This window comes from Paenisporosarcina sp. P4_D4 (assembly GCF_056401835.1).
In genome coordinates this window covers 1-18,337 of the sequence record NZ_JBFUIO010000040.1, presented here as the reverse complement: position 1 = coordinate 18,337, position 18,337 = coordinate 1, and the positions used below count along the sequence as shown (strand labels likewise).

The following is an 18,337-nucleotide window of genomic DNA, read 5'->3' as shown; positions in this document are numbered from 1 at the left end:
TGATTCGAATGCTTAATGCAAATATCAAAAGAACTGATTCAAGAGAATTATCTTCCGTATCTGTGAATACAGAAACAAATTCAATCGAATTTGAAGGTAATGAGTTTGGTATAAAAGATATACCCTTGGACAACCCCGTTACTGGAACGGTTTATGGTACATTATTGAACTTTAATGGTGGCCTTGAACGACTTGGTGATAAGGTTAATGATAAACCATACCTTTCGCCTCCAGTTGCTCCTGTTTTATACATTAAACCCGAAAATACATTGAATCGATATGGAGCAGGCATACCGGTTCCTAAAAGCGAATCGAAACTTGAAATGGGTGCTTCACTTGGAATTGTCATCGGCAAAACAGCAGTTGCGGTAACGGAAGAAACAGCAATGGATTATGTGGCAGGCTATACGATCGTTAACGACGTGAGCGTTCCGCATACAAGCCTATTTCGACCAGCTGTACAACAAAAATGCCGCGATGGATTTTGTCCAATCGGACCATGGGTTATTGATAGGGACGAAATGAAAAATCCGGATGATGTAACCATCCGTGTGTTCATCAACAATGAACTGCGACAGGAAAATTCAACAAAGAATTTAATTCGCCCCGTTGCCCGTTTACTTGCTGACGTGACTGAATTTATGACATTGAGTCCAGGAGACGTATTGCTCGTAGGGGTACCAGAAGATGCGCCACTTGCAATAGTCGGAGATAAAGTCCGGATTGAGATAGAGGGTGTCGGCAAACTAGAAAATGTACTGGTTGACGAAGAATCTTTCAACCGGAGGTGGGCGCAATGAGAGCAGCACGGATATCCTATGGCGGCTCTATCCATCAAGCGATTGAATGGGAAGGCAGCCTGAAGCTTGATGATGGACGGATTGTTGAGGAAAGTGAAGTTGTCTGGTTGACGCCAATCGTCCCGCGTACTGTATTTGCTTTAGGGCTTAACTACGCGGATCATGCAGCCGAACTGGCATTTGATGCACCATCAGAACCATTGGTTTTTCTGAAGGGACCGAATACGTTTATCGGCCATAATGCAAATACCCGTCGCCCTTCGGACGTCTCGTACATGCATTATGAATGTGAGTTGGCTGTAATAATTGGAAAGACTGCTCGCAATGTAAAAAAAGAAGAGGCTTATCAGTATGTCAAAGGTTACAGTGTAGCAAATGATTATGCGATTCGGGATTATCTTGAAAATTATTACCGTCCGAATTTGCGTGTCAAAAACCGTGATACGTGTACACCATTTGGTCCTTGGCTCATCGATGCGAATGATGTGGCCAATCCGATGGAATTGAAGTTGACTACACATGTCAATAACAAGCTTGTTCAAGAAGGAACGACAGCGGATATGATTTTTGATATTCCGACGCTCATAGAATATTTAAGCAGCTTCATGACATTGAGTGAGAATGATGTCATTCTTACAGGCACTCCTAAAGGGTCCGTCGATACTGCTGTCGGTGATGAAGTCGTGACAGAAATTGAAGGAATCGGACGATTGGTCAATACCATTATCGGGGATGAAGCGTTCTCGAACCGGTAACGTGAACAGGAGGAAACCGCTTGCCGCATTTTACAGTGGAATATACGGATAATATCAAAAATGAGGTGAATATCGCGCTGCTATTTGAAGAAGTTCATAAAGTCCTCATTTCACGGGACTCCGTTTTCCCTATAGGGGGCATCCGTTCAAGGGCAATTGAATTAAAAGATTACCGGGTTGCTGACGGGTCTGAAGACGATGCTTTTGTCCATGCCGTGTTGAAAATAGGAGCAGGACGTTCGGTAGAAGTTAAAAAAGAAGCTTGCGATGCATTATTTGCCGTATTGAAAAATCATTTTTCGGAACTCATGTCCAAACGTTACTTGGCATTGTCGATGGAACTGATCGAATTCAGTGAGGCCGGCACATATAAGCAAAATAATATCCATGCACGATTTAAATAGAAGACTATGCTCTGATTTATGCATCGTTTTAGCTGTATAAATCTGAAAATTAAAATTACTATCAAAGTCAGTATAGATAGAACCGAAATAGGAGGGAATTAAATGGGCGCTCGTACAGGAAAAGAATATATCGAAGGCATAAAAAAACGGAACACTGAAGTGTGGATTCACGGGGAGAAAGTGGAAGACGTCACGACACACCCTGCCTTTAAAAACGTTGTGGAAAGTGTAGCTGGACTATATGATCTGCAACATGAGAAGCCAGAGAAGATGCTTTATACTTCACCGACTTCTGGCAAAAAAGTTGGGCTTTCCTTTATTGCACCGAAAACCAAAGAAGATTTATTTAGAAGACGTGAAATGCATTCCGAATGGGCTGGTTTTTCCGGCGGCATGATGGGACGTTCTCCAGACTATTTAAATACAAGCATTATGGCTTTTGGTACCGCCAGTGAATTCTTCGCACAAGAAGGTGGCGGCAGTAAGCAATTTGCCAAAAATGCCAGAGACTATTATGAATATGCACGTGAAAATGACATCAGCTTAACTCATACATTAATCCACCCACAAGTGAACCGATCGACATTGACTCAATCGGATCAAAAAGATCCTACACTATCCGCACGTATAACCAAAAAGACACCAGACGGAATTATTGTAAACGGTTGCCGCCTGTTGGCCACTTTAGGTGGTATCACTGACGAACTGGTCGTTTTCCCTTCCACTATCAATCGGACTCCAGGAACGACGGACGATCCGTATGCTTTCGCATTCGCTATTCCAAATAATACGGCAGGGCTGAAATTCCTGTCTCGTGAATCCTTCGACTATGGGAAGAGCAAATGGGATCATCCGCTCGGTGCCCGTTTTGACGAAAGTGATGCGATTATCTCGTTTGAAGACGTTTTTGTTCCTTGGGAAAGAGTATTTGTAAGCGAAAGTACAAACATCTGTAATCGTACGTATACGGAAACGAATGCGGTCATACATATGACGCATCAAGTCATCGCCAAAAACACGGTGAAAACAGAGTTCATTCTCGGTGTGGTCGTCAACATGATGGAAGCAATCGGAATTGATCAGTTCATGCATGTAAAAGAAAAAGCGAGCGAAATCATGGTCATTTTGGAAGTGATGCGTTCTCACCTGTACCGCGCCGAACACAACGCCAAAATCGATCAATATGGCAATATGACACCAGACTTTGAACCGTTGAACGCAGCCCGTAACTGGTACCCGAAAATGTACCAACGGATGAATGAAATCATTAAAATTCTTGGCGCATCCGGCTTGATGGCATTGCCAACAGAAGCAGACTTCAGTAGTACGGATGTCGGAACATTAGTTCATCGTTACACGCAAGGTGCCAACATCAATGGTGAGGAAAAAGTTCAATTATTCCGCTTAGCATGGGATATTTCAATCAGTGCCTTCGGTAACCGCCAAGCACTGTATGAGTACTATTTCTTCGGAGATCCAGTGCGGATGTCTAATGCTTATTACGATCAATTCGACAAGCAACCATATAAAAACATGGTGAACGACTTCCTGAACAGAGCGAAAAAAGAAGCGGGTATTTTATCTTAATCAAATAATAGACTCGTTAAGTTAGTGGAAGGGAGATTTGAATATGCACAATGATGAACATGAAGTGGATGATCGATTGTTTCGCAATGCAATGGGAAGTTTCGCAACCGGTGTCACAGTCATAACGACCGAAGTCGCTGGTGAGGTACATGGCATGACCGCAAATGCGTTCATGTCGATTTCATTAAACCCGAAACTTATCGCCGTCAGCATTGGGGAAAGAGCTAGAATGCTGCAACATATCAAAGAAGCAAAACAATTTGCTGTCAATATCCTGACGTCCAAACAAGTAAATGAGTCCAAGCAATTCTCCGGTCAGTTAAATTTAGAGGATGAAATAACGTTCTCTTCATATAAAGGACTTCCTGTTCTTCCGGATTCACTGGCAGTTGTGACGTGTAAACTACATAGCGAATATGTAGCTGGCGATCATACCATTTTTATCGGGCAAGTAACGGGCGTCAAACTGGAACAACATGACCCGTTGCTCTACAGCCAGGGAAAATATCGTGAACTGAAAGAACTTCAGGAATAACATTGACGTACATTAATTCCTTAAAGGAGTAGATGAATTTGGCATACACAGAAGCGAAAAGAAAATTAAGAGGGTCCATTTGTCCGGTCGTTACCCCGTTTACAGAAGACGGCGCAATTGATGAAAAAGCATTTATTGAGTTAATTAACTGGCAAATTGAAAGTGGCAGTCATGGGATTTCCGTTACGGGGACAAGCGGGGAACCGAGCTCTTTGACAATTGCTGAACGAAAAAGAGTGATGGCCCTTGCAAAAGAAACTATAGCCGGCCGTGTCTTTTTCGCGCCTGGAACAGGGTCGACAAACCATGACGAAACATTGGAATTGACAAAGTACGCTGAAGAAATCGGTGCTGATGCTGCGATGGTAATTGTGCCTTATTACAACAGGCCAAATCAGGAAGCCCTTTACCAGCATTTTAAAACAGTCGCAGATTCAGTGACAACACCGATTATCATTTACAATATCCCGGGTCGTTCTGCAGTCAATATGGAAGTAAGCACGATGAAACGTTTAGTGGAAGATTGCCAAAATATCGTCGGTGTAAAAGAAGCGAACAAAGACTTCGAGCATGTCAACCGTGTATTGCTGAACTGCGGCAGAGACTTCCTTTTGTATTCAGGAATCGAACTTCTGTGCTATCCGATGCTTGCGATTGGTGGGGCCGGATTCATCAGCGCAACAGCGAACGTTGAACCGGTCAAAGTGGCCGAATTATACAATGCATGGGAAGCGGGCGACGTAGCAAGATGTCAGGATTTGCACTTCGAATTAATGCCATTAAACGATGTGTTGTTTAAAGATACCAACCCTGGACCTGCAAAAGTAGCGCTTGGCATGATGGGGAAAATCAATCCGAAACTTCGACTGCCTTTAGGATTCCCTTCAGAGGCTCTGAAAAAAGAAGTTCGCGAAACACTCGTCGACCTTGGGAAACTTCCAAAGGAAGCGGCTGTAAACTAATAACTTAGTTGATGATCACTACAAACTTAAGAATATAGGTGATAAGTATGGTATCTTCACGAGAAAAAGTGGCGTTTAAACATGAAACGCAAGACAATATCCTACTCTATATCAATGGGGAATTCACTTCTGCTACTAGTGGCAATATGATAATCAATATGAATCCTTTTACAAATGAACAAATCAACGAAGTTGCTGAAGGACAAGCAGAAGACATTTATAAAGCAGTAGCTGCTGCACGTGATGCCTTTGACCATGGTCCTTGGAAGACGATGAAACTTACAAAAAGAATGGAATACATTTATCGGATAGCGGACTTGATTGATGAAGAAGTAGAGAGAATTGCTTACTTGGAAGCGCTCGATACGGGACTTCCAATCAGCCAAACCAAAAAAATGGTTGGCCGTGCTTCGGAAAACTTCAGGTTTTATGCACGCATGGTGGAAAGCCGCCTCGTCGGCGATGCCTATCAAGTGGACGACGAATTTATCAATTATACAATCAACACGCCAGTTGGTGTAGCAGGGTTAATCACTCCGTGGAATGCACCATTTATGCTGGAAACATGGAAAGTTGCTCCTGCACTGGCAACCGGCAACACGGTTGTTTTGAAGCCAGCAGAACTGTCGCCACTGTCGGCGAACTTGTTAGCTGAAATCATTCATAAAGCAGACCTGCCAAAAGGTGTCTTCAACGTGGTTCATGGCTATGGAGAGACAGCTGGGGATGCGCTCGTTAAGCATCCCGAAGTTCAACTGATTTCATTTACAGGGGAGACAAAAACCGGCTCGACTATTATTAAAAATAGTGCTGATACTTTGAAAAGCTGTTCGATGGAACTAGGTGGGAAGTCACCGATTATCGTCTTTGACGACGCTGACTTTGAGCGGGCAATGGATGCATGCGTCTGGGGAATTTATTCCTTTAACGGGGAAAGATGTACCGCGAACTCCCGCTTGTTTGTGCAGGAATCCATAAAAGATGAATTTATTGAAGCACTGAAAAAACGTGTAGCAAAAATCAAGATGGGTGATCCACTAGAAGCCGACACAGAAGTGGGGCCCTTAATCGATAAAGGTCATTATCAAAAAGTGAAAAGCTACTTGGATATTGCCAAAGAAGAAGGCGCGGAAGTCATTACGGCAGATATTCCTGAAGAAATGGCGAAAGGGAATTTTGTTGCACCGACTCTACTGTTAAATGCAGAGAATCATATGCGCATCGCCCAGGAAGAAATTTTCGGACCGGTACTGACGGTTATGACATTTAAGGATGAAGAAGAAGCTATTAAACTGGCTAACGATATCAATTACGGGCTGGCAGGATATGTATGGACAAATGACATCAAACGTGGTCACCGAGTAGCGCATAAAGTGGAAGCTGGTATGTTATGGGTGAACGCTCAAAATGTGCGTGATTTAAGAACTCCTTTTGGAGGCTCGAAGTATTCGGGAATCGGTCGTGAAGGCGGACATTACGGTTTCGAATTTTATACCGAGCAGAAAATTATTCATGTTTCAATAAACGATCACCATATTCAACAATTCGGAAAATAACGGCAGAGGGGGGTGACCACAATGGATTTTTCTATCATTCGAATCGCGAGGACAGTTCTTCATGTAACCAATTTACAGGCTTCCCGTGAGTTTTACGTCAATGGTTTAGGCATGATTGAAACAGAAAGTGATGACCAGCATATTTACTTAAGAGGTCTCGAAGAACATGCTCATCATAGTCTTTTATTAAAACAAGCAGAAAAAGCAATGGTGGAAGTACTCAGTTACAAGGTGGCGAAAGAACAAGATCTTGACGAAATCGAAAAGCTCTTTACATCCAAAGGATTGAAAACAAAATGGCTACCTTCCGGAACGCAGCATGCGATCGGAAGAACACTTCGTGTGCATGATAACTCTGGAATTCCATTGGAGTTTTTTGCGGAAATGAAGACAACCGATCGCATGCTCCAACGCTATGACTTATACCGCGGAGCGAAAATTCAGCGGATTGACCACGTTAATTGCGCAGTGCCTGACGTTCAAAGAGCTTATGATTTCTACGTTGACCACTTAGGCTTCTCCTGTTCAGAATATACGGAAACTGAAAATGGCGACTTGTGGGCTGCGTGGCTTTACCGCAAGCCAACCGTTCATGACCATGCATTCATGAGTGGTCCAGGACCAAAACTTCATCATTTTGCATACTCTCTGACAGACCGAATCAGCATTCTTGATTGTTGTGACGTTCTTGCCAGTATGGGCTATGCACAATCCATTGAACGCGGTCCAGGACGTCATGGCTTATCAAATGCCTTCTTCCTATACTTGAGAGATCCGGATGGCCATCGTATTGAACTCTACACTGGTGATTACTTAACTACCGACCCAGACTTGAAACCGAAACGCTGGGATTTGAATGATCCACTTCGTCAGACATTTTGGGGACACGAAGCACCAGACCGCTGGTTCAATGAAACGAGTTCGTTTATTGATATTGAAACTGGTGAGGAAATCTCTTACAAAGAACCGGTTTTAGAACAAAGAAAACCAGAAATTATGGCTTGAGTGTATGTAATTGATTGATTGCTTATAAAGTAAGCGAACTCCTTTTTTTCAAGGATTTCGCTTTTTTCTTTTTTCCTGTTATACAATGGAAGCTGACGACTTTTGTTTTAATGAAACCAATGAAGATGAGATTCGTATATGTATTCATAGGTTTGTGAAAGGATGGATGAAAAAGTGAATACGTCACTTGAATACCGTTTATATGACCGTACAAGTTCATATAAACCTTTATTTCACTATGAAGTGATAGATTTACATCAAGTTCTTGCGCGCAGAGAATGCGATTTTTATGTGAAAGAAGGTACAGTCTATAAGCAGACATCATCTGCTATAGAAGGCGAATGGCATGTAATTTATGTAGAAAAGCACAAAGAAGGCGAAAAGGACAAAGAAGAATTCAATCTTAACAATACGTTGAAATTGGAAATGCGTAGATTTAATGAAAGAGAAAACTATCCACTCCTGCAAACGCTGGAGTTCGAACACCACATCGACATTCTTTCCCGAATCGGTTCCGTTTACCACTATATAAATGGTCAAGAGTGGGAAAAAGATTCCGCGGAAATCGATGAAGATCGTCGTGTCTATGTTCTTTACCTAATGGAGACCGGATATAAAATGGAGGGACTCAATAAATGAATAAGACAAAAAAATTGATGGCAGGCGTAGCGACGTCGGTTATGGCCTTAGGGATGACCGGTTGTGGCCAAGATGAATACGAATCTAATTCCTCATTGCCACCAGAACCTACTGAGTACGATTGCGATGACTGGGAATGGGATGAAAACGAAGCAACCTACTATTGTGACGATAGCAGATCCTCACATTTTGGTGCATATTATCTTTTCGGCAACATGTTCAGTAACAAATCTGCGTTAAGAAAATCACCACATTATTCGACTAACTTCAATAACTATAAAAACACACAAAGCAGTACAAGTGGCTATAAATCAGGAATCGGCAGTGGCTCCAAAGGAGGATTTGGCGGGTGAGTGACCCACTATTTCATTTGAATAGACAAAAAATATATGAACAAGTTCCTTACTTTTTCCCGGACTTATACGAAGTAGAATATGCTTTATTGGATATTCGGAAACACTCACATGCTGAATTACAGGAAATCAGAACTGCGGCGGAACGAGTTGGGGCAATATTCAGAAAAGCGGTTCCTCTATTAAGGGAACTAGATGATAATACGCTCATACAACTTGGTTTTCCGAGTGAAGCTCTAGCATATTGTCGCTTGAAAACAATTCCCCAAGAAACCATTATTGGCCGTCTTGATTTTGTAGTTTCACATTCTGGAATCAAACTGATGGAATTCAATTCCGATACCCCGACGTTTATCAAGGAAGCTTTCCAGGCGAACGAGTATGTATGTAATTACTATGGAGTTGAAAATCCGAATCAAACATGCGTGGACTTGTTACGTAAAGAAATGAGGAAAGCTGTTGCCGCTTCCTGGAAGCATCTAGACCGTCCTGGTACGCCTAAGATCGTCTTCACTTCCCATGGTGACAATATAGAAGATCTATGGACGACACGTTTCTTACAGGAACACCTTGATTTGCCATCAGAATACGTCAGTCTGGACCAGCTTCAAGTACTGACGGAACCTGTGGAGGAGAATGGGGTTATCACGGATTCTGGCCTTTTTACTCCAAGTGGGGAACGGATCGATATTTTATACCGACAAACGTACCCGGTCGAACATTTAGTGAATGACAAAGACCCAACGACCGACGAGAACATTGGGCAGGAACTGATCAAACTCATTATTGAGAAAAAAGTGATGGTCATCAATCCTCCTTCTGCTTTTTTATTGCAATCAAAGGCAGTCCAGGCACTTATATGGGGCTTACATGAGGATGACCAGTATTTCACCGCTGAAGAACATCAAGTGATTGAGCAATATTTTTTACCAACTTATTTGGAACCTGATGAATTCTTAAAAATGAATATGCCCTATGTCCGAAAGCCCTCTTTTGGACGTGAAGGCGATACGGTAGAGATATTCAACGGAGCTGGCGAAACCATTGACGAAGAGCCCCAGAAAACTTACGTCGATAATTTACCAGTCTATCAAGCTTTTTATCCATTGCCAGAAACAGAAGTCCAGACGACTTCTGGCAGAAAACAGGTCCATTTGATGTATGGCTGCTTTTTGCTGAATGATCAAGCGGGCGCAATTGGAATACGTGCAGGTGGGGCAATAACGAATAACTTATCATATTTTTTACCGATTGGCATAGAAGATAGATTGAAGGGATGATAATTATGATGGAATATATTACAGGAGAAACTGTTGGAAACTTTTTAGCGCACTTTGGAGTTGGCGTCTTGCTCATGCTTTTGGGGCTTACCGTGTTTGCTTTTACCACAAAGTTTTCTGAATTAAAATTGATTAAAGAAGGCAATATTGCAGTGGCTTTAAAATTGTGGGGGAAAGCAATCGGTCTGGGCATTGTCATCTATACCGTCTGGGCTGGGAGCGTAAATTTGCTTGATGCCTTTATCTGGGGTCTGGTGGGTATTGCGACTCAAGTAATCGCTTACTGGATTGTGGAATATGGACTCACGCCAAAAACAGACTTGGCGAAAGAAGTGGAAAATGGCAATTTAGCTATTGGATTCAGTTTGTTTTCGATTTCTATCGTTGTAGGATTGCTTGTTGCAGCAAGTTTAACATACTGACAATACCCCTTTGAACTTTAAAATAGTTCAAAGGGTTTTTTATGTTCATCACTATTGCGCTAGAGAAATGTGAAAAATAATTTTTTTTGCTGGAAACTAAATAATGCAGGATTTTCGTCTCTTTATTCAGAATATACCAATTAATATTCTTGCATCTTCAAGTAGCAAGAATGCCTTCCTTTATATTATTTTCCATTTTCACAAGTTTGACTTTCATGGCCATTGCGTTCTTTTTAGTAACAGTTGGAGGTAACGTTGGGCGATTTGTAGCCCTGGCCTTACTGGTATTGCAATTATCTACAACGGGTTCTGACTTACCGATTCCTATGTTACCAGTGAATTTACAAGCACTTAGCCGATTCTTGCCATTGACGTATTCTAATGCAGGCTTTAATTCCATCATTTCATAAGGGGATACTAGTTTCTTATTGGCTAATGTCTTCGTACTGTCCTTCTTCTTGATTGGTTTTGCTATCTTAACGATGGGAGCATTCCTCTTCTTCTATAAAAAGGGGCATGCGCAAGTTGCAGTATCGGTTTAATAATTGATTGAATTACTGAGTCATTAAATGCATATAAATTGATAAAAGCACAGCGATTGCTGTGCTTTTATCAGTGTGAACTAAGTCGTCAATGTTTCAGAAAGTGAGGAATCTATGATGAATCATCAATCAGTTATCATGAAAGAATCCACTTGAAAACGCGATAACGAACGAATGTTCTGTTGTGAGGAAATCTTGCATTTTATGAGCAAAATTCAAAATTGGATACGAACTCGATGGGGGTGTGAACAATGCAAAATCAGACGGAAACGATGATCGAAGTAAAAAAATTAGTGAAGAAATATGGAAGTTTTACAGCTGTTAATGCTATTGATTTTTCCGTTAAAAAAGGGGAAATTTTCGGACTTCTCGGACCCAATGGTGCAGGGAAATCGACCACTTTAGAAATGATGGTTGGGCTTCGAAAAACTGATGGGGGAACAGCGATTATCGGAGGATTTGATATTGCAAAAGACTTGTTAAAAGTGAAAGAAGTAATCGGGATCCAGCTACAATCAACCACATTGTTTGAATTACTTACCGTTGAAGAAATTTTGAGGTTGTATGCAAGTTTTTATCAAAAAAACTTCTCGATTCCTGAGTTGATAGAGGATATGGTATTAACAGAGAAAACAAAGAGTCGTATCAAGACTCTATCGGGGGGGCAAAAACAACGACTAGCAATTGCGCTTGCCCTTGTACATGATCCTTGGATTCTATTTTTGGATGAACCGACAACTGGACTTGATCCTCAGGCAAGAAGGACGCTCTGGGATATCGTATTGAAATTAAAAGAAAAAGGAAAGACCACTGTTTTAACCACCCATTACATGGATGAAGCGCAAGTTCTTTGTGATCGTATTGCCATTATGGATCAAGGGAATCTGATTGCTTTAGATACTCCTTCAGGACTCATAAAAGGTTTAGAGTCTGATAGTGCAGTAGAATTTCAGTATGAAGGGAATTTCCTGACAGAAGAGCTTGAAACGCTCGATGGGGTGAAGCAAGTTGGGAAGCATAAGGATACCTATGTACTTTATACCGATAATCTGCAAAAGACCTTGATTAACTTGATTAAATTTACATCTGAAAAACAGATCCAATTGATCAATCTTCAGACCAGAACTTCAACGTTGGAAGATGTCTTTATCCATATGACAGGAAGGAGTCTGAGAGAAGAATGAAAGCTTATTTGCAATTAACGTTATCACAATTACGAATATTTTTTCGCAATCGCCAAGTTCTTTTCTGGACGCTTGCATTCCCTATTTTTCTAATGGTTATGCTTGGTTCTTTTTTAGGAGACGGCAATGGAGTTTCAGTCTCGATCGGTGTAGTGGATCAGGACAAAACACCACTTTCAAAAGAATTCTCAAATACGATGGGTAAGATTGAAACAGTTAACCTTGAAATTATCGACAATAAAGATAAAGCACTTGAACAAGTAAAAAAAGGAAATCTTCAACTCGTTGTTGTGATACCTCAAGGGTATGAGAAAAAAATGAAGGCAGCTTCAAACACAACGCCTTTTGAGCTACCGTTATATTACAACGAAACCGACGTCGCGGTTTCGCAAATAGGTTTAACTATTGTCAATAGTGTCGTGGATGGGATTAGTAAGGAAAAAGCAAAGTACTCGCCAGTCATTGTGACTCATGCAAGTGGTATTGAAGCCTTAGACTTAAAGTATATTGATTTCTTGGTGCCAGGAATTCTGGCCATGATGATTATGAGCAACAACATGAATGGCGTAGCAGGTCAGATTGCCGCATGGAGAGAGCGCGGGATTTTGCGAAGAATGCAAGGTACCACGTTAAAAGCATCTACTTTTATCGCTGCTCAAATTACAGCCAGATTACTGTTGAACGGTATGCAAGCACTTATCGTATTAGGAGTGGCTCACCTTATTTACGGAACCCAAGTAAACGGGTCTTGGCTTAGTTTAATAACATTCGTTATTTTAGGGACACTTGCTTTTATGGCGATAGGCTTCATCATTGCAGGGGTGGCTAAAACACCTGAAAGTGCCGGACCGATTGCAGGATTTTTATCCTTTCCCATGTTGTTTTTAGGAGGCGTATTTTTCCCAATTCGCGAAATGCCAGAATTTCTTCAGCCGATTGTTAACGTTTTACCAATCTCTCATTTAAGCCATGCATTACGGGAGACGATGAATGTAGGGACTTCGTTTATAGAACTTGGTGCGGATGCTCTAATATTAGGCTGTTGGTTAGTTGGAGCTTTCATCATGGCTAGTTATACATTTAAATGGGAATAAGAATTAATGATTATGAAGGAGATACTGATGGAAAATCAAAATTACAAAACACATGTAAAGGTAGACCCGCTTTATCATTATGTACTGTCGTTATTATTAGTTGCGACTTTGGTCGTGTCGATAATCAATGTGGTCCGCTCATTTAATGCAGGGGAAAACATCTTGCAATCTATTCTATTGTTACTTATGGTTGTGTGTATTATAATTGTCGCAATTCTGGTAAGAATAAGCCCATTAAAAAACCAAGATCGAACAATTCGAGCAGAAGAAAACCTGCGCCATTTTGTGTTAACAGGTAAATTATTAGATTCAAATCTAAGTAACGGTCAAATTATTGCTTTACGTTTTGCCGGTGAACAAGAGTTTCCAACTCTTTGTGAACGTGCAGTCAATGAAAACCTGTCCCCAGATGATATAAAGAAAGCAATTGTTTCTTGGAAAGCAGACCATAACAGAATTTAGAAATGAGTTGAAACCCCGTTGAACATTATTCAACAACGGGGTTTCTATTTGGATTTTTGTATTTAATTATTAGATAGGAGGTATTTACATTCCACCATTGCCATAGTTAAACTGCCATTCGATTCCAAACTTATCTTTCACACTGCCGTAACATTTACTCCAGAACGTTTCCTGTAAATCCATGCCTACAGTACCGCCCGTTTTCAGTTGATCAAACAGTGATTTGATTTCGTCCAGATCCTCACTGACTATTGCTAGGCTAATGTTATTTCCTTCAACGAAGGGCATACCAGGGAATGTATCAGAAAACATGACGACGCTGCCACACATGTTTAAACGTGTGTGCATAATAAGGTTTTTAGCTTCTTCAGGTAATGGATACTCATAATACTCTACAGCTTCCCGACAATTCCCTTTAAAATTCAAATAAACTTCAATAGCCATTCATGTCACTCCTCTAGTTTTAATAGTGTTTTAATATTTTGAAAATAGTTCAACACTATTGTAAGTATACCACTATGCGTTTTATCCATATAGACTGACTAATTAAAACATGGCTATGATAAATGTTGCTGTTGATATTCCGCAAAACTGCAACGCTTTCCTAGGGCGAGCGTCAGGACTCCTCGGCGCATGGAAACCCCGTCCTCCTGTTTCTGTTTCTGCATCGCTACGCTAGCTTCGAAACATGAAAGGGCGTTGCATCGCTGCGCTAGCTTCAAAACATGAAAGAGCGTTGGAACGGTAATCAACAGTATAGTTTAACTGAGCCAAAAACAAAGGCATGTAATTCCAATTAGGAAATTACTTGCCTTTTGTGCTTTAAATCATCTATTCCGAAACACTTAATTTTTTCACATATGATACTACTTCCTCTGAAGTAGGTAGCGTGAGAATTGTTTCGATATCATTTGGTAATGTCTTGCTCTATGAGCTTGCATTCCTTGCAGGTGCTATTGTCACATCACTGGTTGCAGGCCTACTAAAGCAAATTGCATAATAAGAACATTTTATGTAACAGGAAAGAGATAACCCATTATTTCCTTTTTTTGTTTTCCATGAAATGCAGGATTAACCAGTTTATTCATCGAACAAATGTAAAAGGACGAAGATAGGGGGAAGAGTTCAATGGGGAATGTTGAATTGAAAGAAGCTTATGGTTCATATGAAATACCATGTGAAATCCATCAATTGTTCCAACTAGAAGAAGAATTCTCTAAAAAAGGACTTTCACTTGGTCAAATTGGTTTTCATCCAATCGACCAATTAGCACCGTATCCAATTACGCCACCTGATTTGATTGCGTTTGCTAGCACTGGTGGTGGGGGTATTCATTTCGGTTTTTTGACTGATTTTCATTCCATATCTCATTTAAACGAAGCACCAATTGTTTGTGTAACACCAACTAATGATCCGCCTCTTCGATACATGGCACGCAATATTCGGGAGTTTTTAGACTTGGCCTTTTCCGTTCCATATGCAGAGATGCTAGAAACCATATGGATGTTTGAGGATGAAAAACAACTAATTGAACTGATCGAGGAATTCGAGTCATATTCCAGTAAATGGCATAAAGACCGAGAGTATATCCTTATGCGTTGCCGTGAGGTTTTTGGCACTAATAAACTAGACGTGGTCAGTTATTTACATGAAGTGAAAAAAGAAAGAGCCGAGTCTATCCATATGACTACTTTAGATGGACTCGGCGTGGCAGATCGAAATTCGGCAACGACTTCGAAAACGAGCTTTACTTTTTCTGAAGATCGAAAGTGTGATGAAAAAGAAATAGAACGAATGCGACTATTTTTGATTCAAGCCAATGAATTGGAAAAGCTGGCATTCGTCCGTGATGCGAATTATTGGTATATCGTGACTTCTGGCTATGATCAAGCGGTATGGGAATTGATACAGGAATTGCTGACATCAATGGGGCTGCACGATGAGGCAGAACATGTTGCAGAAAGGTGCTAACCATTAATGAAACTTGTCGCTCATTTAGAACGTATCTACATTTATAATGATTTGCTTACTAAATAAGGTTTGTTGTTGAAAGGAGAAAAATTTACAGTTATCGGGAACATATTAGGGGAAGAATAAAGTGTGTCTTGAGCGAAAATATTATTATAGGGGTGCGACTTATGAAAAAGGGTTATATCGTATTAATTACAATAGTGATGGAATCATTTTTACTTTGGTTATTTTCGATTCTCCTTGGCTGGACTTTCATTGATACAATCTTTTTAGGCGGACTGTTTATATTTGGAGGTGCTTGGTTCTATCATTTTGTTATTACTCCAAGAATTAGCGAATATGATGCTACTTTAGAATATAAGAACACTCAAAATACGGAAGCTATAAAACCATTTTTATTTATAATGTCACCCATTACTTGGGGTCTTTCACTATTTGCAGTAGGTAGTTCTTTTATAACAATTATAAAATATTTCCCATTTTATTAAGAAAATTTGTTTAAATAGCAGACAAATATCTACTTTTTATGAAATATAAAAATCTTTATCTGGGATATTGCCGTCGTCATGGACATCCGTCGGACCAATAAAAAAACCAAATTCATCACCGTCTTTAAAATTGATCCCAATTGTTCTTGAAGGATAATTTTCACAAACTTTGCCATCAATGTCAGTAGACATTTTGTGCATTATATCCCAGAATCAGGAGAGTGAATTTTAGTTGCTGGCGAAAACCTCTTGACTAAATATTTCAACAATTGTATCATTAAGAAAATTTTCCCATAAAGTAAACTCAGAGATTAAGATTATTAAGGAATATTTATTGCTCAGAGAGCTGTCGGTCGGTGAAAGACAGTCAATAAACTCCCCAACTCGCTTATGAGAGGTCAGGCTGACATGTAGGTCTGAACGGTTCACTTCCGTAATAAAGTCTTAAGAAGGTTTGTTCAGTTTGCAAACCAATAAGAGTGGTACCACGAAGGGTAAACCTGTCGTCTCTTTTGAGCGATGGGTTTTTTTGCGTCTAAATAAAGGGAAGGAAAGATGAAGATGAAAATCAGAGAAGCTAACGTTACGGATGCAGAAGGTATCGCACGTGTGCATGTGGATTGCTGGAGAACTACTTATAAAGACATCGTCCCGGAAGAGTTTTTGAATAAACTCTCCTATGAAAATCGTACCCAGCTGTGGATTCAAAATATTTCAAACGAAACTAATTATGTGTTCGTAGCTGAACAGGAAGGGAAAATCGTTGGTTTTACTGATGGTGGAAAAGAAAAGTCAGGAAAATATCCAGGTTATATGGCTGATATTACGACGCTTTATATCTTGGAAGAATTTCAAGGCTTAGGAATGGGAAGGCAATTGCTGCAACAAGTCTTTTTGAAGCTTAAGGAAAATAATATGACATCCGCGCTCGTATGGGTATTGGAAGATAATCCTTCAAAATATTTCTACGAAACAATGGGTGCTAAAGTCATTGAAAACCAAAAAGACATTACAATTGGCGGCAAACAGTTAAATTTAATAGGGTATTGTTGGAGAAACATATAAGAGATCAAAAAAGGGGATTTGAAAATGAGTAAAATTATTGAGTACTATTCCAAGTTTGATGAATGGGGAAGACTTGACCGAGAGCCATTAGAGTTTCAGATTAATTGGCATTTCATTCAGAAATATATGCCGGCAACAGGCAGTGTGCTGGATAACGGAGCGGGACCTGGAAAATATGCAATGAGGCTGGCACACCAAGGATATGAAGTGACATTGACGGATTTAGTCCCTAGATTGGTTGAAGTTGCTCAAGATAAAGCAAAAGAAATGGATCTAGATGCACACTTTAATGGTTTTCACGTGGCCGACGCCAGAGATCTGTCCGTTTTGGCTGATGAGAAGTTTGATGCTGCACTTGCGCTTGGACCGATGTACCATTTGCAAAAAGAAGATGACCGACAAAAAGCGATTCAGGAACTGTACCGCGTGACAAAACAGGAAGGTATTGTGTTTGTTGCCTTTATGCCAAGAAGCAAGCATGTTCTGAGCTCTTTAATGAATCCTTGGAACTGGAGTCCAAACGATAAGATGGATGCGATAGTGGAATTCATGAAGACCGGTGAGTTTAATCATAGCGATGATGGCCGGTTTACGGGAGCATATTACTTTAATGTAGAGGATATTAAACCATTTATGGAGACCCAAGGGTTTGAGACATTGGATTTGATTGGATCGACCAATATTGGAACGCTTTTGACGAGCGAACAATGGGATTATTGGAGAAATCGTGGTGATGAAGAGTTCAATCAGTTGCTGGAGCTTCTGAAAGAAACAGCGAGTAATCCACATATGTTAGGCGTTTCTTCGCATTTGCTTTATATAGGGAAGAAGAAATAGTAAGTAATAAATTTGGGGAAATCACGTATTAAAAAAGGTTCCATTGGCTCCTCTAACTACGAACATACGTATGTTATAATGGCAAGGTAATAGAATAGGTACTCAAGGGTGGTTGGCTCATTCCCGTTCGAAAGGGGGTGGTGCCATGTCAGTATTCGAAGCATTAATGTTTGCATTATCGTTCGCAGCATTGATTGTGTCAATTCTGTCTTTTAACCATAAAAAATAACCCATCCTTGAGTTAGCCGCTCAGATGGGTTATTCCTACCATTTTGTAGCCAATCCCCTTGTAGGGAACCTGCTATTACGTCGATCGTTGGTGTTAGCGCACCAGCGATCTTTTTTATTTTACTCATATCTTACAATCAGTATACCAATTTCTTAGCTGTGTATCAA

22 protein-coding genes and 1 other annotated feature are annotated in these 18,337 nt (G+C 40.5%); of the genes, 20 read left to right on the top strand and 2 right to left on the bottom strand.

The annotated features are described in order from the left end of the window. Positions 1–8: 8 nt before the first annotated feature. The 16 genes from AC1DSL_RS10570 to AC1DSL_RS10495 all read left to right on the top strand — a co-directional run bounded on the left by AC1DSL_RS10570 (position 9) and on the right by AC1DSL_RS10495 (position 13,580). The gene (locus AC1DSL_RS10570; protein WP_477532134.1) at positions 9–800 is read left to right on the top strand and encodes a fumarylacetoacetate hydrolase family protein; all 792 of its coding nucleotides are present in this window, start codon (positions 9–11) and stop codon (positions 798–800) included. Further along, the gene (locus AC1DSL_RS10565; protein ID WP_477532133.1) at positions 797–1,555 is read left to right on the top strand and encodes a fumarylacetoacetate hydrolase family protein; all 759 of its coding nucleotides are present in this window, start codon (positions 797–799) and stop codon (positions 1,553–1,555) included. Before AC1DSL_RS10570 ends, AC1DSL_RS10565 begins: the two co-directional genes overlap by 4 nt. Positions 1,556–1,575: 20 nt before the next feature. Then, on the top strand, positions 1,576–1,959 hold the full coding sequence (locus tag AC1DSL_RS10560; protein ID WP_477532132.1) for a 5-carboxymethyl-2-hydroxymuconate Delta-isomerase: 384 nt from the start codon (positions 1,576–1,578) through the stop codon (positions 1,957–1,959). A 102-nt stretch (positions 1,960–2,061) separates the two neighbouring features. Beyond that, the gene (hpaB, locus tag AC1DSL_RS10555; protein ID WP_477532131.1) at positions 2,062–3,546 is read left to right on the top strand and encodes a 4-hydroxyphenylacetate 3-monooxygenase, oxygenase component; all 1,485 of its coding nucleotides are present in this window, start codon (positions 2,062–2,064) and stop codon (positions 3,544–3,546) included. A 64-nt stretch (positions 3,547–3,610) separates the two neighbouring features. After that, the gene (locus tag AC1DSL_RS10550) at positions 3,611–4,081 is read left to right on the top strand and encodes a flavin reductase family protein (RefSeq protein WP_036659693.1); all 471 of its coding nucleotides are present in this window, start codon (positions 3,611–3,613) and stop codon (positions 4,079–4,081) included. A gap of 38 nt (positions 4,082–4,119) precedes the next feature. Then, positions 4,120–5,043, top strand: coding sequence for a 2,4-dihydroxyhept-2-ene-1,7-dioic acid aldolase (hpaI, locus tag AC1DSL_RS10545; RefSeq protein ID WP_477532130.1), 924 nt, complete (start codon positions 4,120–4,122; stop codon positions 5,041–5,043). Between the two features lie 47 nt (positions 5,044–5,090). Further along, positions 5,091–6,599: a 5-carboxymethyl-2-hydroxymuconate semialdehyde dehydrogenase gene (gene hpaE / locus AC1DSL_RS10540; protein ID WP_477532129.1), complete on the top strand. Its 1,509-nt coding sequence runs from the start codon at positions 5,091–5,093 to the stop codon at positions 6,597–6,599. 21 nt (positions 6,600–6,620) lie between these two features. After that, a complete protein-coding gene (gene hpaD / locus AC1DSL_RS10535; RefSeq protein ID WP_477532128.1) occupies positions 6,621–7,604 on the top strand; it encodes a 3,4-dihydroxyphenylacetate 2,3-dioxygenase in 984 nt (327 codons plus the stop codon). Positions 7,605–7,766: 162 nt separating this feature from the next. Then, positions 7,767–8,243, top strand: coding sequence for a hypothetical protein (locus tag AC1DSL_RS10530; RefSeq protein ID WP_342541604.1), 477 nt, complete (start codon positions 7,767–7,769; stop codon positions 8,241–8,243). After that, entirely contained in the window at positions 8,240–8,596 is a 357-nt protein-coding gene (locus AC1DSL_RS10525) for a hypothetical protein (protein ID WP_342541603.1), read from the top strand. The genes AC1DSL_RS10530 and AC1DSL_RS10525 overlap by 4 nt, the downstream gene beginning before the upstream one ends. Further along, the gene (locus AC1DSL_RS10520) at positions 8,593–9,876 is read left to right on the top strand and encodes a glutathionylspermidine synthase family protein (RefSeq protein ID WP_477532127.1); all 1,284 of its coding nucleotides are present in this window, start codon (positions 8,593–8,595) and stop codon (positions 9,874–9,876) included. The genes AC1DSL_RS10525 and AC1DSL_RS10520 overlap by 4 nt, the downstream gene beginning before the upstream one ends. After that, positions 9,873–10,298, top strand: coding sequence for a DUF350 domain-containing protein (locus AC1DSL_RS10515; protein WP_477532126.1), 426 nt, complete (start codon positions 9,873–9,875; stop codon positions 10,296–10,298). The genes AC1DSL_RS10520 and AC1DSL_RS10515 overlap by 4 nt, the downstream gene beginning before the upstream one ends. 170 nt (positions 10,299–10,468) lie before the next feature. Next, positions 10,469–10,708, top strand: coding sequence for an ABC-2 transporter permease (locus AC1DSL_RS10510; protein ID WP_477532125.1), 240 nt, complete (start codon positions 10,469–10,471; stop codon positions 10,706–10,708). A gap of 383 nt (positions 10,709–11,091) precedes the next feature. Then, the gene (locus AC1DSL_RS10505) at positions 11,092–12,024 is read left to right on the top strand and encodes an ABC transporter ATP-binding protein (RefSeq protein WP_477532124.1); all 933 of its coding nucleotides are present in this window, start codon (positions 11,092–11,094) and stop codon (positions 12,022–12,024) included. Continuing rightward, positions 12,021–13,118 carry an ABC transporter permease gene (locus tag AC1DSL_RS10500; RefSeq protein WP_477532123.1) on the top strand — a complete coding sequence of 366 codons (1,098 nt, stop codon included), beginning with the start codon at positions 12,021–12,023 and terminating at the stop codon, positions 13,116–13,118. Before AC1DSL_RS10505 ends, AC1DSL_RS10500 begins: the two co-directional genes overlap by 4 nt. A gap of 27 nt (positions 13,119–13,145) precedes the next feature. After that, entirely contained in the window at positions 13,146–13,580 is a 435-nt protein-coding gene (locus tag AC1DSL_RS10495; RefSeq protein ID WP_477532122.1) for a DUF6526 family protein, read from the top strand. Positions 13,581–13,664: 84 nt separating this feature from the next. Here the strand turns inward: AC1DSL_RS10495 and AC1DSL_RS10490 are convergent, their stop codons facing one another. Beyond that, positions 13,665–14,024: a VOC family protein gene (locus AC1DSL_RS10490; RefSeq protein WP_477532121.1), complete on the bottom strand. Its 360-nt coding sequence runs from the start codon at positions 14,022–14,024 to the stop codon at positions 13,665–13,667. A gap of 684 nt (positions 14,025–14,708) precedes the next feature. Between AC1DSL_RS10490 and AC1DSL_RS10485 the strand changes: the two genes are divergently transcribed. Next, positions 14,709–15,551 carry a hypothetical protein gene (locus AC1DSL_RS10485; RefSeq protein ID WP_477532120.1) on the top strand — a complete coding sequence of 281 codons (843 nt, stop codon included), beginning with the start codon at positions 14,709–14,711 and terminating at the stop codon, positions 15,549–15,551. A gap of 167 nt (positions 15,552–15,718) precedes the next feature. Next, the gene (locus AC1DSL_RS10480) at positions 15,719–16,039 is read left to right on the top strand and encodes a hypothetical protein (RefSeq protein ID WP_477532119.1); all 321 of its coding nucleotides are present in this window, start codon (positions 15,719–15,721) and stop codon (positions 16,037–16,039) included. 36 nt (positions 16,040–16,075) lie between these two features. Here AC1DSL_RS10480 and AC1DSL_RS10475 read toward each other — a convergent pair whose 3' ends face one another. Continuing rightward, positions 16,076–16,231: a hypothetical protein gene (locus AC1DSL_RS10475; RefSeq protein WP_477532118.1), complete on the bottom strand. Its 156-nt coding sequence runs from the start codon at positions 16,229–16,231 to the stop codon at positions 16,076–16,078. Positions 16,232–16,337: 106 nt separating this feature from the next. Then, positions 16,338–16,553: a binding site (T-box leader), on the top strand. A gap of 47 nt (positions 16,554–16,600) precedes the next feature. On the opposite strand from AC1DSL_RS10475, the gene AC1DSL_RS10470 reads away from it, so the two are divergent. Both AC1DSL_RS10470 and AC1DSL_RS10465 read left to right on the top strand, forming a co-directional pair. Continuing rightward, entirely contained in the window at positions 16,601–17,104 is a 504-nt protein-coding gene (locus AC1DSL_RS10470; RefSeq protein ID WP_477532117.1) for an N-acetyltransferase family protein, read from the top strand. A 24-nt stretch (positions 17,105–17,128) separates the two neighbouring features. After that, complete coding sequence (locus AC1DSL_RS10465; protein ID WP_477532116.1) at positions 17,129–17,941, top strand: class I SAM-dependent methyltransferase; 813 nt, start codon at positions 17,129–17,131, stop codon at positions 17,939–17,941. Positions 17,942–18,337: the final 396 nt, after the last annotated feature.